Source organism: Microbacterium oleivorans, from assembly GCF_013389665.1.
GTDB classification, from domain to species: domain Bacteria; phylum Actinomycetota; class Actinomycetes; order Actinomycetales; family Microbacteriaceae; genus Microbacterium; species Microbacterium oleivorans_C.
The window spans coordinates 3,249,247-3,263,846 of sequence record NZ_CP058316.1; the positions used below are offsets into that span (position 1 = coordinate 3,249,247).

Genomic DNA, 14,600 nt, shown 5'->3' on the forward strand with positions numbered 1-14,600 from the left:
GCGTTTGAGCCGATGATAACCACGGCGGAGAGGTGGTGTCCACATGGTTGACCCGCAGCCCTCGACGGGAAGGAATCGTGTAGTGCGCTCGACGCTCGAAGCCGTGCGTGCCTTCAGCGACGCGATGGACCGCATGCACACGGGGTTGCGAGCCGATATGGACATGAACGCCACCGACCTGTCGGCGCTGCGCATGCTGAGCATCCGCGAACAGCGGGGCGAGCTCGTCAAGCCGCACGATCTGGCGCGTCATCTCGGTATCTCGAGCGCGTCGACCACGAAACTCCTCGACCGCCTCTCGCGCGAGGGGTTCATCGAGCGCGAGCCTCACCCGAACGACCGGCGCGCCCTCGTCATCACCCTGACCGACTCGTCGCGCGCGGATTTCGGTCGGCACTTCGCGACGCGCATGGCGCGGATGCGCGGCGCGATGGAGCCGTTCGACGATGCCGAACTGGCGACCGTCGCCCGTTTCCTCGACGGGATGAGCGAGGCGGTCGTCGACGAGTGACCCGCCGGATTCCGCGGCCCGCTCGGATCGGGCGGGGCTGCGGGAGAGACGACGAAGGCCCCGCTTCTCAGCGGGGCCTTCGTCGTTTCTGTTGCGGGGACAGGATTTGAACCTGCGACCTCTGGGTTATGAGCCCAGCGAGCTACCGAACTGCTCCACCCCGCGGCACAAGAGATAAAGCTAGCACGCATCCTGGAGTGGGTCCAATCGGGGCCCCGATCCGGGATGCGCCGGGCGTGTCGGCCGTCACGGCGCGAGCCATGTTTGCCGTCGGCGGCGGTGGAGGAGAGGATGGCGCCATGACCGCACTCGCCGTCGCGCAGTTCGCCCCGGCCGCCGACCCCGACGCCAATCTCCGGGCGATCGAGGGGCTCGTCGAGCGAGCCGCCGGGCGCGGAGCCGACGTCGTGGTATTCCCGGAGTACTCGAGTTATTTCGTCGACCCTTTCGACGAGACCCTCCTCGCCCACGCACAGCCCGTCGACGGGCCTTTCGTCGACGCGCTGCAGCGTCTCGCGGCCCGCTACGAGGTGCACATCGTCGCGGGGCTGCTCGAGAGCGCCTCGGACGGCGAACGCGTGCGCAACACCGTCGTGGCGGTCGGACGCGATGGCGTGCGTGCGGTGTACCGCAAGCTCCACCTGTACGACGCGTTCGGCCAGCGGGAGTCCGACTGGGTCGAGGCCGGAGACATCGACGAGCCGCAGACGTTCGTGGTCGGCGGCATGCGGTTCGCCCTGATGACCTGCTACGACTTGCGCTTCCCGGAGGTCGCGCGCACCCTGGCCGACGCCGGCGCCGACGTCGTCCTCGTCCCGGCCCAGTGGGTACGGGGCCCGTTGAAAGAGCTGCAGTGGACGACGCTGCTGCGGGCGCGCGCGATCGAGAACACGTTGTTCGTCGCCGCCGCCGACCATCCGCCGCCTCTCGGCGTCGGCAACTCCGCGGTGTTCGACCCGCAGGGGGTCGAGGTCGCGGCGGTCGGGACGACCAGCGACGTCGCGGTGGCGCATCTCGACGCCGACGCGGTGGACCGGGTCCGGCGGCTGAATCCCGCGCTGCGGCTGCGGCGCTTCGTCGTCGTGCCGCGGTCAGAAGGCGGCAGCGAGGCGCGCTGAGGCCTCCTCGAGCACGTCGGGTCGTTTGCAGGCCGCGAACCGCACCAGGGTGGCGTACTCGTCGCGGTGCGCCTCGGAGGCGAACGCGGTGAGCGGGATCGCGACGACGCCCGCACGCGCGGGCAGCTCTCGGCAGAACGCCGCGGCGTCGACGGCGCCGAGGGGGGCGGCGTCGGCGACGGTGAAGTACGACCCGGCGGGAGTCGAGACGGCGAAGCCCGCGGCCCGCAGGCCCGCGCCCAGCGTGTCGCGTCCGGCGCGCAGTCGCGCCGCGATGGCGGTGAACGTCGCATCGGGAAGGCGCAGTCCGGTCGCGACGGCCGGCTGGAACGGCCCGGCGTTGACGTAGGTGAGCCATTGCTTCACGGCGAGCACCGCACGCACGAGCTCGGCCGGCCCCGAGATCCAGCCGACCTTCCAGCCGGTCACCGAGAAGGTCTTGCCGGCGGACGAGATCGACAGGGTGCGATCGGCCGCTCCGGGCAGGGTGGACAACGGCACGTGGGGCTGGTCGAAGGTGAGGTGCTCGTAGACCTCGTCGGTGACGATGACCGCATCGTGCCGGTCGGCGAGCCGGACGATCTCGCCTGCCACCTCGCGGCTGAACACCGCGCCGGTGGGGTTGTGCGGATCGTTCACCAGGATGATGCGCGTGCGATCGGTGACGGCGGCGCGAAGCCGATCGAGGTCGGGCTGGAAGTCGGGCCAGCGCAGCGGTACCGTCACGAGGCGGGCGCCGGCCAACGCCACGAGCGCGGCGTAGGCGTCGTAGTACGGCTCGAACACGACCACCTCGTCGTCGGGCCCGTCGACCAGGGCGAGGATCGTCGCGGCGAGGGCCTCGGTCGCTCCGGCCGTGACCAGGATCTCCGTCTCCGGGTCGAGAGGGATGCCGTACCAGTGGGCCTGATGCTCGGCGATCGCCGCGAGCAGGTCGGGCTCGCCCCGCCCGGGCGGGTACTGGTTGCGGCCGCTCGCGATGGCCTCGCGCGCGGCCTCGAGGACGGGCGCGGGAGCGTCGTCGTCGGGGAAGCCCTGGCCGAGGTTGAGAGCTCCGGTGCGGCCCGCGAGGGCGCTCATCTCGGCGAAGATGGTGGGGACGGCGGACCCGTCCTCGGTGAGCAGGCCGGCGCCGCGGGCGGCGCGGCGCCAAGCGCCGGAAACCTCGTGCATCCGGCTCAGGCTACACGCATAGGACCGTCCCAACCTCGGCATAGGCAAACCACAGAGTCGGGCGGCAGTCTGGTCTCGCTTGGACAAAGGAGCAACTTCGATGAGCGACCCGCAGACCCCCGACGACCGCACTCCCGACGCGCCGCGCGCCGCCGAGCAGCCCGCCGACCACACCCCGACCTCCGCACCCTCTCCCGATGCCGCACCGGCGGCACGTGCAGAGGCGTCCATCCCGCCGCGGCCGCCGCTGCCCGGGTACGAGGCGGCCGCCGGCTCGGCATTCCACACGCAGCCGACGCAGCCGTACGGCGCGCCCCTGTACTCCTACGGTCCGCCGGTGACGACGACCGAGACGCATGACAAGCAGAAGGTCGGCGGGGGGAAGATCGCCGCGATCCTCGTCGCGGCCGCGCTCGTCGGCGGTGCGGCAGGCATCGGCGGGGCGGCCGCGGTGGGCTCGTCCTTCGTCGCCGCTCCCACCTCGCAGAGCGCCGGTCCCTCGTCGATCACCGTCAACAACCCCGACTCGGTCAACGCGACGACCGCCATCGCCACGAAGGTGCTGCCGAGCGTCGTGACCATCTCGGCCTCGTCGGGTACCTCGGGCGGCACCGGCTCGGGTGTCATCCTCAGCGATGACGGCTACGTCCTCACCAACACCCACGTCGTCACCCTCGACGGTGCGACGGGTGACCCCCGGCTGTCGGTGACCACGTCGGACGGCCGGGTGTTCGCCGCGACCATCGTGGGCACCGACCCCACCTACGACCTCGCGGTCATCAAGCTCACCGACGCATCGGGCCTGACCCCGATCGAGTTCGCCGATTCGAGCAAGCTCAACGTCGGCGACCAGACCGTCGCCGTGGGTGCGCCGCTCGGCCTGTCGAACACCGTCACCACCGGAATCGTCAGCGCACTGAACCGGTCGATCCAGATCGCATCCTCCGCCGCCCCGGAATCGGAGGGCGACACCGACCAGGGGTCGCCCGGGGGTCGAACCCCCTTCGAGTTCGACTTCGGTCAGGGACAGCAGTCGCCGACCCAGGCGACGTCGTCGATCGCCATCTCGGTGATCCAGACCGACGCGGCCATCAACCCCGGCAACTCCGGCGGCGCGCTCGTCGACGGGGAGGGTCGCCTCATCGGCATCAACGTCGCGATCGCCAGCGCCGGCGGGACCTCGACCGAGGCCGGATCGATCGGCGTGGGCTTCGCCATCCCCTCGACCGTCGCCGAACGGGTGGCGAACGAGATCATCGATGACGGATCGGCCAGCCACGGCCTGCTCGGCGCGACCGTCGGCGACGCCGCGGCCGTCGAGGGCGCCACGCGAGCCGGCGCGCTGATCAACGAGGTCACCCCGGGCGGGGCCGCCGCGACCGCGGGCCTGCAGCAGGGCGACATCGTGACGACGTTCGACGACATCGCCATCACCGATCAGGTCGACCTCACCGCTCAGGTGCGGGCGCTGGCCGCCGGCAGCGAGGTGGAGGTCACCTACGTGCGCGACGGTCGCGAGCAGACCGCCACCGTGACCCTGGGCGAGCTGCAGCAGTAGCCCGCCTCGGGAACCGACGCCACCCCGCGATAGGCTCGCGGGGTGGCGTCTTTCTCGTTCGGCGCGGGCAACGCGGGAAAGCTCCTGCGCCTCCCGCTGTACGCGGCCGGACGCCTCGCCACCGCCGTCATCCCGCGGACACGCGGCGACTGGGTGTTCGGCTGCGCTGTCGGCATCGCCGACGGCGCGCTGGCACTGTGGAACGTGACGCCGCGCTCGCGCGCGGTCTGGCTCGTGAGCGACGACCGTCAGGCCGCCGAGGCTCGCCGTCGCGGCATCCCGAGCGTCCCCCGCGACTCGCTGCGCGGATTCTGGCTGACCGCTCGAGCGCGCGTCGTGGTGGTGACGCACGGTCTCGGCGACGTCAACCGCTATGCCGTCGCGGGTGCGCACATCGTGCAGCTGTGGCACGGGATCCCGCTCAAGCGCATCGGGCTCGACGCGCCGGTCACCGCCGACCCGGGCCGGCTGGCGCGCATCCCCGGTGCGCGCCGGCTGATCGCCCGCGCCTACCGGCGCACGCAGGCGCAGATCGCGCTCCTTCCGGCGGCATCGCACCTCGCGCGCGGCCGGCTCGAGAGCGCTTTCGGGCTCGACGACGAGCGGGTGCGCGTGCTGGGGGAGCCGCGGGTCGACGTGCTCTCACCGGAGGATCGGGATGCCGCGCGCGCCGACGCGCGCGCCGGACTCGAGGCGCTCGTACCCGGGCTCGGCGACGCCCGCCTCGTGCTGTACGCACCGACCTGGCGGGACGGCGCGCCCGATCCGGCGGTACCGGACACCGCGGAGTGGGCACAGCTGACGGGCTTGCTCGATGACGACGACGCGGTTCTGCTCGTCCGGTCGCACCCGCTGGGCGGCGGCGACTACGCGCCCGATCCGCCGCATCCGCGGGTCCGCTCGCTGAACAGTGACATCGTGGCCGACGTCACCCCGCTGCTCCCGGCGATGGACGTCCTGGTGACCGACTACTCGTCGCTCGCCTACGACGCGGGGCTGGTTCCGCTCGCGACGCTGTTCCTGGCACCCGACGTCGACGACTACGCCCGCACCCGCGGCTTCTACGGGACGTACCGTGAGGTGGCGGGCGACGATGCCGCGGCATCCTGGTCCGAGCTCGCGCCGGTGCTCGAGCGCACCCTGTCCGATCCGTCGGAATCGAGCCGCCGACGAGACCGTGCGGCCGTGCTCAGCGCGCGGATGCACGCCTGGCGCGACGGCGGCAACGCCCGTCGTGTCCATGAGGCCATCGTGACCGCCGTGCCTGCCGCCCGAGAGGAGACCGCATGATCCGCGTGCGATTCGAGGGCACCGACCCCGGTCCCGTGATGGTCGTCGCCGCCGACGGTGAGGCACCCGCGTCGGTCGCTCTCTCGGGCGCACGCGCGAGCGTCGCGGTCGGGGTCGAACAGCGCGCTTCCGGATGGGAGGCGCGGGTGCCGCTGCGTGCGGCGCGCTGGGGCGGGCCCGAGCTGCCGCTGCCGAGCGGGGTGTACGACCTGATGATCGACGGGCGCGCCGCGCCGCCCTCCGCCGCGGAGGCGCCGGCACCGCCGGTCGTGTTCAGCACGCTGCGGGCGGGGTGGGACGGCACGCGCGTGACGATCGGGCCGCCGCTGGATCCGGCTCTGGCGTCGGGTGAAGGGCAGAGCGCCCTCGAAGTGCGCTACGCGGGACGCCGGGAGCCGCTCGAGAACGCCGTCTTCTTCGAGAGCTTCTACGGACGCACCGCCGGCGACAATCCGCGCGCCATCGACCGCGAGCTCGCGCGTGTGGCTCCGGCCGTGACGCGCTACTGGAGTGTCGTCGACCTCTCGGTACCGGTCCCGGCGGGTGCGGTGGCCATCGTCGAGGGGAGCCCGGAGTGGTGGCGGGCACGCGGCGCGGCCCGGCTGCTCGTGGTCAACGACTGGCTCCGCCGCCGCTTCGTGCGCCGGCCCGGCCAGATCGTGCTGCAGACCTGGCACGGCACGCCGCTCAAGCGCCTCGCACTGCACCGCCCCGGCTTCGATCCGCGTCGCGCTCTCGCCGTCGTGCGCGAGAGTCGACGGTGGAACGTGCTCCTGGCCCAGAACCCGTACGGCGCTCGTGTGCTGCGCAAGGCCTACGCCTTCCTGCGTCGCCCGGTGTGGGTGGAGGGATATCCCCGCACCGACGATCTGCACCACCGGCGCCGCGACGACGTGCGTGCCGGCCTCGGCATCGACCCGGACGAGCGCGTGCTGCTGTACGCGCCCACGTGGCGCGACGACCGCGAGACGATCGTCGACTTCCTCGACCTGCCCGCGCTCGCAGACGCCGCCGATGCCGTCGTGCTCGTGCGGGGTCACTCGCGCACCCTGCTCCCCGGGTCCGACGAGCGGGGCCCTCGCGTCATCGACGTCACGGGGCACCCCGATCTGGCAGCGCTGCAGGTCGCCTCGGACGCGCTCATCACCGACTACTCGTCGGTGATGTTCGACTACTCGGTCACCGGCAAGCCGATGTACTTCTTCGTACCCGACCTCGAGCACTACCGGGGTGAGCTGCGGGGGTTCTACTTCGACCTCTCCGAGCAGGCGCCGGGGCCGCTGGTCACCACCCTCGAAGACCTGGTCGAGGCGCTGGGCGCGGATACGCGCCGATTCGACGAGCGATACACCCGATGGCGGGCGCGGTTCAACGATCGCGACGACGGGCACGCCGCCGAACGGGTCGTCGCCCGCATCCTCGATCAGGGGTACGTCGCGCGCGACTGACGGCAGCGGCTCCGCGGGTCAGGGCAGCGGCGTGTTGCGGGCGAGACGCGACGTGTCGACGGTGCCACGCGCCCCGCGCAGAAGGCCCTGCACGAAGCCGACGCCCCACGACAGGTGCATCGATGGCAGCACGGCGAGCGTCCACAGCCGATCGCGCAGCCCGCGCCCGCCGCCGCGGCCGGCGGCGACGGCGACGAGGGCGGCATAGGCGGCCACCGGAAGATGAACCACGGACGCCGCGATCGCCACCCACCCCGTGATCGCACCGGTCACCTGCAGGACGCCCACGGCCAGCGACGCGCCGACGGCGACGACCAGCGCCGGGGGAGCGAAGAACCGCAGACCGTTGCGCCGCCCGAACCGCCGCACGAGCTCGCCGCGCCACGATCCGGTGGCACGGAACTGGCGGATCAGACGCGTCCAGCTCTCCCGCGGCCAGTAGGTCACCTCGAGCTCGGGGTCGAACCACACGCGGTATCCGGCGTGCCGGATGCGGAGGTTCAGCTCCCAGTCCTCACCCCGCCGGATGCCCTCGTCGAAGAGCCCGACCTCCTCGAGCACGGCCCGGCGCATGACCCCGAGATAGGCCGATTCGGCGGGTCCCTCGGTCGTGCCGCCGTGGTAGGCCCCGCCGCCGAGACCGATCCTCGAGTTGTAGGCCCGTGCGACGGCGCGCTGGAACGGTGTGCGGCCGTCGGCGCGCATGACCCCGCCGACGTTCGCGGCCTCGACGCGCGCGAGCGTCGCGAGGGCCGCGCCGGTGTAGCCGGGCTCGAGCTCGGAGTGCGCGTCGACGCGGACGACCGTGGGGTAGCGCGCGGCGCGGATGGCGATGTTGAGCCCCACCGGGATGTGCGCGGCGGGGTTGCGGACGAGTCGAACGCGCGGGTCGGCATCCGCGAGGCGCTGCGCGACGGCCTCGGTGCCGTCCGTGGACGGGCCGAGAGCGAGGACGATCTCGGTCGGGGCGTCGACATCCTGCGCGAGGACGCTGCGCACCGCGCGCTCGAGATAGGCGCGCTCGTTGAGCACCGGCATGACGAACGAGACCCCGTCTTCCGGTGCCGGCACGGGGGCCGGCCGCGGGCGGCGCGGGACGTCATGCATCCGTCGATCATGCCACGCGTCCCGCGTCCGACCGGCACCGTCGGTACCCTGGAGGGGTGGGAATCATCACGGACGCGCGCAAGGCCGTCGATCTCGTCGGGCGGGCGGTGTCGAACCGCGCGGCGCACTTCGACGTGCTGCGATCGCTCGCCAAGCGGCCGCGGCCGCCCCGCAATCACTTCCGCATCGCGGTGTACTTCGCCGACGGCGACGTCAACATGTACCAGATGCGCCAGTGGTACAAGCCGCTGCAGAAGCTGGCCGAGACCTGGCCGCTCGTCGTGATCAGCCGCAACGCCACCGGGGCGCAGGCGCTGCTCGCCGACGGCGCGCTGCCCGTCGCGTTCACGCCGTCGGTGCGCTCGCTCGAGTCGTTCGTCGCAGCGCAGGACATCCGGGTCGTGCTCTACGTCAACCAGAACACCCGCAACTTCCAGATGTTCCGCTACGGTCACCGCTGGCACGTGTTCATCAACCACGGCGAGTCCGACAAGATGTACATGACCACCAACCAGTTCAAGGCGTACGACTACGCGCTCATCGCCGGCGACGCCGCCCGCGAGCGGCTGGGTCGCGTGCTGTGGGACTACGACCTCGACAGCCGCACGATCGCGATCGGGCGCCCGCAGGCGGATCACTACTCCGGCTCGCTGCCGTACCCGGACGACGACCGGACCGTCATCCTCTACGCGCCGACGTGGGAGGGCGATCGGCCCGCCGCCCATTACGGGTCGATCGCCACCCACGGCGAAGCGCTGGCGGCCGCGGTGCTGGCCTCGCCGCGGCACCGGCTCATCTACCGACCTCACCCGCGCTCGGGCGTCGTCGACCGGGGTTACGGCGACGCGCACAAGCGGATCGTCTCGGCGATCGCCGCGGCCAACGCGGCGGATCCGCTGGCACATCACGTGTTCGACCACGGCCCCGACCTCGGCTGGCAGCTCGCCGCCGCGGACCTCGCCGTGGTCGACATCTCCGCCATGGTCTACGACCGTCTCGCGGCGGATAAGCCGCTCCTGGTCACGCGCCCCGCAGATCCGGCGGCATTGGTCGACCGAGGTGGGTATCTGTCGGACGCCGAGTGGCTCGATGCAGCCGAGGCGGCGTCCGTGGTCGACATCGCCGACCGCGTCGCCGACGACCCCGAGGCGACGACGCGGTTGCAGGGCTGGTCGCGCCACTACTTCGGCGACACCGCACCCGGCGCCGCGACAGCGCGGTTCCATGCGGCGATCGCCCTGCTGATGCAGCGCTGGAACGAGTGGGACGCCCGCACGGTCGACGTCGCCGACGAGGCTGACGAGGCGGAGTTCGACGACGCCTGAGGCGCCCTCGTTCAGACGGTGCCGGTGCCGAGCACGATGGCCGCCACGACGAAGAGCGCGGCCAGCGCGATCGCGATGACGACGAGCACGAGGTGCACCGTGAAGAAGCGCGTGCGGCGTCCGGCGGCGTCCGTCGCCCGCGGGTCGCGGGACACACGGCGCAGGAACGTCGGCCAGGTGACGACGTTGAAGGTCGCCCCCACGACGAGGACGGTGATCAGGAAGGCGGTCACGGCGTCTCCGTTTCGGGGTGTGCGTCTGGATCGATGGCCGGCCGGGCCGTGCCGCGCCGGAAGGGTCGCGAGGCGATGCTGCCGATCGAACGACCGGCACCGGTGACCGCGCCGCCGACGTGCCGCACGATCCCGCTGCTTCGCCCTATCGGATGGATTCCGGGGCGCGGATCGAGGTCGGGGGGAAAAGCCCCGGGCACGACGCCGAAGGCGCGACGGGCACCCGAGACGACCCGGCGACCGAGGATGTGGTTGCCGGTGCCGCCGATCGCGGCGCCGATGCCGAAAGGCATCGCCTTGCCGATGATCGAGGCGCCGCCCGCGGCGGCGAACCGCCGGAGGAACGTATGGGTGAGCCGGTCGAGCACCGGACCGACGGCCGCGCGCGGCAGCGATGCGGTCACCAGCTCGCCCCAGTACGCGCTCATCGGGCCGCCGCGGCCGGTGGCCTGGCGCGCGAACTGGCCGACCAGGTCGGCACCCTCGCGACCGAGCATCAGGGCGAGCACGAGGGCCCGGGCGCGGTCGGGGTTGTCGACGGGGATGCCGTGCAGCTCGGACAGCGACTGGGCGAACAGCGCCGTCGCCTCGAGGAATCCGGCCGTCTCGACGCCGCTCAGGGCGAGCGTGGTGGCCGTGCCGATGCCGGGGATGACGGCTGTCGCACCGACGGCCGCCCCGCCGGTGGTCACCGCGGTCAGGTAGCGGCGTTCGAGCATCCGCACCACCTGCGTCGTCGTCGCGGCAGGGTTGTGCTGCCGGATGCTGCGCAGGTGCGCGAGCACCACCGGGCGCTGGACCGCGAGCAACCGGTCGAGCGTGCGGACCGTCAGAGGGTGACGAGCGTCGTCGGAACCCTCCGCGTCGCGGCGGGGCGCGTCGTCGGGAAGCGAATCGATGCGGTGCACCGTGCGGGCCATGGCACCCATCCTCTCGCGCAGCGGCGCGGTGGGGGCGTCAGACGAAGAGGTTCGCGCGCTCGAGGTCCTCGGCGAAGTCGACCTCGACCGCGTAGAGGTCGGAGATGTCCATCGGCTCGATGAGGACGTCGTTCTCGGCGATCGCGAGCTCGAGGCCGCGCTCGAAGTAGTCCTGGTCGTCGACGCGACCGAGCTGGGCGATGAGCGCCTTCTTGTCGCGCGAGGAGATGTAGTTGATGCCGACCGCTTCACCGATGCCGCCACGGACGGTCTTCGACAGCTCCTTGATGAAGCCCTCGGAATCGACGGTGTACTTGACCTCTTCGTCGCTCACCTTGGCGGTGTTGACCGTCACGAAGGACGTGTCGCGCTGAATCAGCGGAACCGCTCGGCCCAGAACGCGCGGGTCGAAGACGACATCGCCGTTCATCCAGAGCACGCCGCCGCGCCCGGTCGCCTTGAGCGCACGGAGCAGACTCTGCGACGTGTTCGTCTGGTCGTAGCGGGCGTTGTACACGTAGTCGACGTCGGGGAAGGCCTCGACGATGGTCTCGGCGCGGTAGCCGACGACCGTCGTGATGCGCGCGTCGTCGCCGAAGGCGAAGCGGACGTTGTCGTGCTGCTGCTGCATGATGCTGCGTCCGTCACCGAGCTCGGTGAGCGGTTTGGGGAGGGAGCGGCCCAGACGGGAACCCATCCCTGCGGCGAGGATCACGATCTGAAGGCTCACGGACATCTCCTGGGGTTGCGAGTTTGTGCAGGATTCACCGAGACGTCACCCGGGTCCTCCGTTTTGATGGTACCGATGCCTCCTGTGAGGGTGCAGGACACGCCTGCGCCGTTGTGCTTTCGTGATGTTGCTGCTAGCCCGCGCCCGGCGTCACCGGATGTCGTACGGCCCGCTGAGCGGACACCACGCTTGATAGGTTGGACCGGTGACAGCCGATACCCCCGCCCCGCAGGACGATCGGCGTGTCGCATCCGGTGTCGACACCGTAGCGCCGCCGGTCCCCGACGTACCCGCCGACGTCGTCGCCGCCGGTACGGCCGCGGGAGAGACCTCGGTGTCGCCGGCTTCCGAGTCGCCGCGGCCCACCCCGCCGCGGCAGCCGCGTTCGTCGGCCGCCACCGGAGCGAAGAAGCCCCGTAAGCCGCGCAAGCCCGCGTCCCCGCAACCTCGGGCCTCGGTGCCGCCCGTGCCCGAGATCCCCGCCGCCATCGCGGCCGCCGCGTACGCCGAGACGCCGCCCGCCGACGAGGCCGAACAGCTCCCCGTCGCGGAGGTCGAGCCGGAGCCCGTCGTCGGGCCGGAGCCGGAGCCCGAGCCCCAGCCTGTCGTAGAGCCGGAGCCGCAGCCCGAGCTTGTCGTCGAGCCCGAGCCCGAGCCCGAGCCGGAGCCCGAGCCGGAGCCGGAGCCTGTCGTCGAGCCGGAGCCTGTCGTTGAGCCGGACCCGGAGCCGGAACCGGACCCGGACCCGGACCCGGAGCCGACGGTCCACATCGAGTGGGATTCGGATCCCGAGCCCGAGGCGAGCACGCCGGCGCTCGTGGCGCCCGCCGCCGAGTCGGAGGCCGCCGTCGTCGAGGATGAGCCGTCGTCCCACGAGGCCACGGCCGCAGCATCCGACGTTCCGGCGCTGCGGCTGAGCGGGGTGACGAAGGTCTACGGTGACACGCGTGCCGTCGACGGGATCGAGCTGGAGATCCCGGCGGGCTCGTTCTACGGCCTCGTCGGCCCCAACGGTGCCGGCAAGACGACGACCCTGTCGATGATCGCGGGGCTGCTGCGTCCCGACAGCGGGACGGTGCACGTCGCCGGTGTCGATCTGCGCCGCCATCCGGCACGCGCCAAGCGTCAGATGGGTATCCTGCCCGACCGGTTGCGCACGTTCGATCGTCTGTCCGGACGACAGCTGCTCTATTACTACGGGGTCCTCCGCGGGTTGAAGCCCGCGGTCGTCGAGAACCGGATCGCCGACCTCGCGCGCGCGTTCGATCTGACCGACGCGCTGGGGCGCAGCGTCGCGGACTATTCGGCGGGTATGACCAAGAAGGTGATGCTCGCGGGCGCGATGATCCACTCGCCGCGACTGCTGGTGCTCGACGAGCCCTTCGAATCGGTCGACCCGGTCTCGAGCGCGGTCATCCTCGACATCCTGCAGAAGTACGTCGCCCACGGCGGAACGGTGATCCTGTCGAGCCACGGCATGGAGCTCGTGCAGCGGGCATGCTCGGGTGTCGCGGTGATGGTCGGAGGCCGGATCCTGGCGTCGGGATCGGTCGACGAGGTGCGCGACGGACGGACCCTCGAGCAGCGGTTCCTCGAACTCGCGGGCGGCACCAGCGCGGTGGAGGGACTCGAGTGGTTGCACACGTTCTCCGACTGAGGCTCGCCCTCCTCGTCGGAGCGCTGCGTCACCAGCGCGCTCGGGCGCTCCTGGCGGTCGGCGTGACCGTCGTGCTCGTGGTCGCCGTGGCGCTCGCGCTGCTCCGGCTGCGGGAGGCGTCGCTCGACAGTGCGCTCGTCGTCCTCGCGATCGGCGGCTCGGCGGTGTCGTTCTGCTTCGCGCTCGTGCCCGTCGTCGTACCGATTCGCGACCCGCTCGACCCGCGACGCTTCGCCGTCACCGGTCGCGACTGGCGGGCCGTCGCAGCGGCCACGGCGCTGGCGAGCCCGCTCAGCCTGCCATCGGTCGCGGTCGTCGTCGTGGGGGTGTTCCTGGCCCTCGCCTGGACGGCGCAGGGCGTCGACCCAGCGGCGGCGGGTTTCGCCGCGGCGCTCGTCGCGGTCACCCAGATGCTCCTCGCGCGCGTCGCTCTCGGCGTCACGGCGCTCCTCCTGCCCGACCGGCGCTCCCGCGAACTGACGTCCCTCCTGGTGCTGGGTCTCGCCGTGATCGCCATTCCCGTGGCGGTGTTCCTCGCCTCGTTGAACGGGGAGGCCGGGATCCCGGCGCCCCTGCGCGCGGCCGTCGACACGCTCGCGCTCACCCCGATCGGTGCCGCGTGGGTGCTGCCCCTCGATCCGAGCCCGCCCGTCGTGGCCGTCGCCGTCCTCACCCCGGTCGTCCTCGCCACGGCATGGGTGCTCATCGTCCGACGCATGCTCACCCGGACCGAACGTCCCGTGTCGGTGCGCGAGCGCCGAGGGCTGGGCTGGTTCACGGTGACTCCGGGCACCCCGGGCGGAGCGGTGGCGGCGCGCTCGCTCATCTACTGGCTGCGCGATCCGCGCTACCTGGTCGACATCGCGATCATCCCGGTGGCGGCGGTCGTCGCCGTGATCCCCCTCATCATCGTGGGCGTGCCCCACGAGATCGCCGCTCTCATCCCCGCCCCGCTCGTGGCACTGCTCCTCGGATGGGTCGTGCACAACGACCTCGCCTACGACGGCTCGGCCGTGTGGCTCCACATCTCCAGCGCCGTGCGCGGCGCATCCGACCGCGCGGGTCGCCTCGTCCCGCTTCTCCTGGTGGCGCTGCCCCTGCTCGCCATCGCGATCCCGGTCGGCATCGGGGTGCACGGCGACTGGGCGGCGCTGCCGGCGATGGTCGGGGTGTGTGCGGCTCTGCTCCTCGGCGGTCTCGGGCTCTCGTCCGTCGCGTCGGTCGTGGCTCCCTACGCCGTCGCGCGCCACGGCGACAGCCCCTTCCAGCAGCCTCAGCGCACCGGTGGCGGTGCGTCGCAGGCCACCGTGCTCGGCGGTGCCGTCGTGACGGCGGTTCCGACTCTCTGGTGGGGTTGGCGCTTCCTCGACGGTGAGCCCGACGCGCAGTGGTGGACTCTCGGGGTCGGCCTCGGAACCGGCGCCGTCGTGCTCGCGTGCGGCATCCTCATCGGCGGGTTGCTGTTCGACCGTCGCGGCGATCGACTGATGACGTTCGCCGAGACGACCTGAGCGTTCGCGGATAGAATCC

At 72.0% G+C, this 14,600-nt stretch carries 13 protein-coding genes and 1 tRNA gene; 8 read left to right on the forward strand and 6 right to left on the reverse strand.

Features of this window, described 5'->3' with window-relative positions:
* The first annotated feature begins 82 nt into the window (after positions 1 to 82).
* Complete coding sequence (locus HW566_RS15445) at positions 83 to 511, forward strand: MarR family winged helix-turn-helix transcriptional regulator (RefSeq protein ID WP_256728765.1); 429 nt, start codon at positions 83 to 85, stop codon at positions 509 to 511.
* A 91-nt stretch (positions 512 to 602) separates the two neighbouring features.
* Here HW566_RS15445 and HW566_RS15450 read toward each other — a convergent pair.
* Positions 603 to 676: transfer RNA gene (locus HW566_RS15450), tRNA-Met, on the reverse strand.
* A gap of 134 nt (positions 677 to 810) precedes the next feature.
* On the opposite strand from HW566_RS15450, the gene HW566_RS15455 reads away from it, so the two are divergent.
* Complete coding sequence (locus HW566_RS15455; RefSeq protein ID WP_178014374.1) at positions 811 to 1,629, forward strand: carbon-nitrogen hydrolase family protein; 819 nt, start codon at positions 811 to 813, stop codon at positions 1,627 to 1,629.
* On the opposite strand, the gene HW566_RS15460 is transcribed toward HW566_RS15455, so the two are convergent.
* A complete protein-coding gene (locus HW566_RS15460; RefSeq protein ID WP_178014376.1) occupies positions 1,603 to 2,802 on the reverse strand; it encodes an aminotransferase class I/II-fold pyridoxal phosphate-dependent enzyme in 1,200 nt (399 codons plus the stop codon). The two genes, HW566_RS15455 and HW566_RS15460, sit on opposite strands and share 27 nt — an antisense overlap.
* Positions 2,803 to 2,902: 100 nt before the next feature.
* On the opposite strand from HW566_RS15460, the gene HW566_RS15465 reads away from it, so the two are divergent.
* The 3 genes from HW566_RS15465 to HW566_RS15475 are packed head-to-tail and all read left to right on the forward strand — an operon-like array spanning position 2,903 to position 7,098.
* Entirely contained in the window at positions 2,903 to 4,360 is a 1,458-nt protein-coding gene (locus HW566_RS15465; RefSeq protein WP_178014378.1) for a S1C family serine protease, read from the forward strand.
* 42 nt (positions 4,361 to 4,402) lie between these two features.
* On the forward strand, positions 4,403 to 5,650 hold the full coding sequence (locus HW566_RS15470) for a CDP-glycerol glycerophosphotransferase family protein (protein WP_178014379.1): 1,248 nt from the start codon (positions 4,403 to 4,405) through the stop codon (positions 5,648 to 5,650).
* Positions 5,647 to 7,098 carry a CDP-glycerol glycerophosphotransferase family protein gene (locus HW566_RS15475; RefSeq protein WP_178014381.1) on the forward strand — a complete coding sequence of 484 codons (1,452 nt, stop codon included), beginning with the start codon at positions 5,647 to 5,649 and terminating at the stop codon, positions 7,096 to 7,098. Before HW566_RS15470 ends, HW566_RS15475 begins: the two co-directional genes overlap by 4 nt.
* A gap of 18 nt (positions 7,099 to 7,116) precedes the next feature.
* Here the strand turns inward: HW566_RS15475 and HW566_RS15480 are convergent, their stop codons facing one another.
* Complete coding sequence (locus tag HW566_RS15480; protein WP_178014383.1) at positions 7,117 to 8,205, reverse strand: glycosyltransferase family 2 protein; 1,089 nt, start codon at positions 8,203 to 8,205, stop codon at positions 7,117 to 7,119.
* 56 nt (positions 8,206 to 8,261) lie between these two features.
* Here HW566_RS15480 and HW566_RS15485 point away from each other — a divergent pair, with 56 nt between their 5' ends.
* Positions 8,262 to 9,530, forward strand: a complete 1,269-nt coding sequence (locus HW566_RS15485; RefSeq protein ID WP_178014385.1) for a CDP-glycerol glycerophosphotransferase family protein — start codon at positions 8,262 to 8,264, stop codon at positions 9,528 to 9,530.
* 11 nt (positions 9,531 to 9,541) lie between these two features.
* Here HW566_RS15485 and HW566_RS15490 read toward each other — a convergent pair whose 3' ends face one another.
* From HW566_RS15490 to HW566_RS15500, 3 genes are read right to left on the reverse strand one after another with little or no spacing between them, the layout of a single operon-like run.
* On the reverse strand, positions 9,542 to 9,763 hold the full coding sequence (locus tag HW566_RS15490) for an SCO4848 family membrane protein (protein WP_178014387.1): 222 nt from the start codon (positions 9,761 to 9,763) through the stop codon (positions 9,542 to 9,544).
* On the reverse strand, positions 9,760 to 10,683 hold the full coding sequence (locus HW566_RS15495; RefSeq protein WP_178014389.1) for a hypothetical protein: 924 nt from the start codon (positions 10,681 to 10,683) through the stop codon (positions 9,760 to 9,762). The genes HW566_RS15490 and HW566_RS15495 overlap by 4 nt, the downstream gene beginning before the upstream one ends.
* Positions 10,684 to 10,720: 37 nt before the next feature.
* Positions 10,721 to 11,413 (reverse strand): phosphocholine cytidylyltransferase family protein, encoded by a 693-nt coding sequence (locus HW566_RS15500; RefSeq protein ID WP_178014391.1) that lies wholly within the window; start codon positions 11,411 to 11,413, stop codon positions 10,721 to 10,723.
* A 205-nt stretch (positions 11,414 to 11,618) separates the two neighbouring features.
* Here HW566_RS15500 and HW566_RS15505 point away from each other — a divergent pair, with 205 nt between their 5' ends.
* Together HW566_RS15505 and HW566_RS15510 are read left to right on the forward strand one after the other, a co-directional pair.
* On the forward strand, positions 11,619 to 13,070 hold the full coding sequence (locus tag HW566_RS15505) for an ABC transporter ATP-binding protein (RefSeq protein WP_256728766.1): 1,452 nt from the start codon (positions 11,619 to 11,621) through the stop codon (positions 13,068 to 13,070).
* Positions 13,046 to 14,581 carry a hypothetical protein gene (locus HW566_RS15510; protein WP_178014393.1) on the forward strand — a complete coding sequence of 512 codons (1,536 nt, stop codon included), beginning with the start codon at positions 13,046 to 13,048 and terminating at the stop codon, positions 14,579 to 14,581. Before HW566_RS15505 ends, HW566_RS15510 begins: the two co-directional genes overlap by 25 nt.
* Positions 14,582 to 14,600: the final 19 nt, after the last annotated feature.

Bases quoted from the DNA above. Each gene is read 5' to 3' on its own strand.
- HW566_RS15475 (WP_178014381.1), top strand. From the start codon at position 5,647: ATGATCCGCGTGCGATTCGAGGGCACCGACCCCGGTCCCGTGATGGTC.
- HW566_RS15480 (WP_178014383.1), bottom strand. From the start codon at position 8,205: ATGCATGACGTCCCGCGCCGCCCGCGGCCGGCCCCCGTGCCGGCACCG.
- HW566_RS15455 (WP_178014374.1), top strand. From the start codon at position 811: ATGACCGCACTCGCCGTCGCGCAGTTCGCCCCGGCCGCCGACCCCGAC.
- HW566_RS15495 (WP_178014389.1), bottom strand. From the start codon at position 10,683: ATGGCCCGCACGGTGCACCGCATCGATTCGCTTCCCGACGACGCGCCC.
- HW566_RS15460 (WP_178014376.1), bottom strand. From the start codon at position 2,802: ATGCACGAGGTTTCCGGCGCTTGGCGCCGCGCCGCCCGCGGCGCCGGC.
- HW566_RS15465 (WP_178014378.1), top strand. From the start codon at position 2,903: ATGAGCGACCCGCAGACCCCCGACGACCGCACTCCCGACGCGCCGCGC.